The organism is Neobacillus drentensis, assembly GCF_036966985.1.
GTDB lineage: Bacteria > Bacillota > Bacilli > Bacillales > Cytobacillaceae > Neobacillus > Neobacillus drentensis_E.
On the sequence record NZ_JBALSN010000494.1, the window covers coordinates 1 to 1,548 of the forward strand.

The 1,548-nt window shown below is 32.8% G+C and carries 1 protein-coding gene; it reads right to left on the minus strand.

Annotated elements, in window-relative coordinates; genetic code table 11:
* Positions 1-54: 54 nt before the first annotated feature.
* A protein-coding gene (locus tag V7659_RS26245; RefSeq protein ID WP_335543038.1) for an IS3 family transposase occupies positions 55-1,391 on the minus strand; the annotation gives its coding sequence in 2 pieces (ribosomal slippage) (positions 55-1,007 and positions 1,007-1,391; 1,338 coding nt in all).
* Positions 1,392-1,548: the final 157 nt, after the last annotated feature.

The window sequence follows — 1,548 nt, forward strand, 5'->3', positions numbered from 1 at the left end:
AAAGGCAGTTGAAAGTTTAAACTGTACCCGTTGTAAAGGACATTTTAAAAAAGGTTATGCCACATTTAGAAGATGATTCCTGTATTCAACAGGGGTCATCTTCTTTAAATTCCATTGATATCTAAAATGGTTATAGTAGGTCATATAACTCCTTATTTCTCTTTTAAGTTCATCTAAGGAATTACATGGTTTTATATATGCTTCATCCTTAAAATGGCCAAAAAAAGACTCTTGTGGAGCGTTATCCCAACAGTTTCCTCTTCTAGACATAGATTGTCCTAGACCTAATTTTTTTACATGCTTCTGAAAAGTAGGACTAGTATAGTGTACCCCTTGATCTGAGTGAATAAAGGCTCCTTCCGCAAACTTTAATTTTCTATTATTCTTTAACTTTATCAATGTATCTGTTGCTAAATCTAATGTAAGTCGATCTGATAGGTTATAGGCCAATATTTCATTCGTGGAGCTATCCTTAATAGTGGACAAATAAGCTTTTTGTCCCTTCCCATAATATAAATAGGTAATATCAGTGAGTAATACTTTACCTGGGATTTCTTGTTTGAATTCACGGTTTAGTAAATTCGGTAGTACGGAGTGTTCTTGTGTAGCTTTCAACATCTTCTTATATGGATTAGCTCTTCTAATTGGACATACAATCTTATATTTCTTCATAATTCTTCGGATTCGTTTAATATTATATTTAATACCAAACTGACCTTTTAACGTCATTTTAATTTGGCGAGCACCTTTATTACGTCGTTTAAAATGAAACGCCTTTAAAATATTCTCTTTTAAAATTATGTCCTTTTGTTCACGGCGTACTCTATTTTCCTGAGATTTGGGAGAAAAATAATTATAATAACCAGATCGAGAAACTCCAGATATTTCGCATAAGAAACTCACCATATGTTTAAGATCATACTTTTCAATTACTTTACGAATTAAAAGGAACTTCTGTTCCGCTGATACTTTTACTCGTTTCTCTCCAGCCCCCTTTCCATCATGTCTAACTTTTTTAATAACTCATTTTCAGCCCGCAGTAGTTTAATTTGAGCTTCTAATTTTGCATTTTTCTCTTCTAAACTAAGCTCTCTGTCAATCGGTCTCCCTGAATTATCTTTACGTGTATCGCGAAGACCTAATACTCCTGATTCTTTATAAGCAACACGCCATCTATAAGCTGCTCTATTTACCCTAACAATACCAATGATATCAACATCAAAACCATTCTCCTCAAATATCTGACGTGGTAATTTTCCATTCTCACTTTCAGCTATAAAAATCCTTTTAAATTCATCAGTATATGTAATTCCTTTCGTACTTACTGATTTAACATAAGGATTATTAGAAAGGTTCTCTATTTCTTTATCAGTGAAAAGCTTTTTTGACATATCGTATTCTCCGATTCTCACATTTTTTATTCATTATACATAAAAGTACCCGATAGAGCAGACCTTTTTTTAGGTGTCTACTCTATCGGGTACAGTTTAGTTTGATTAAATCACTTTCAATTGCCTTTTTTAAATGTACTTTTTCAGTGCCCTCAGG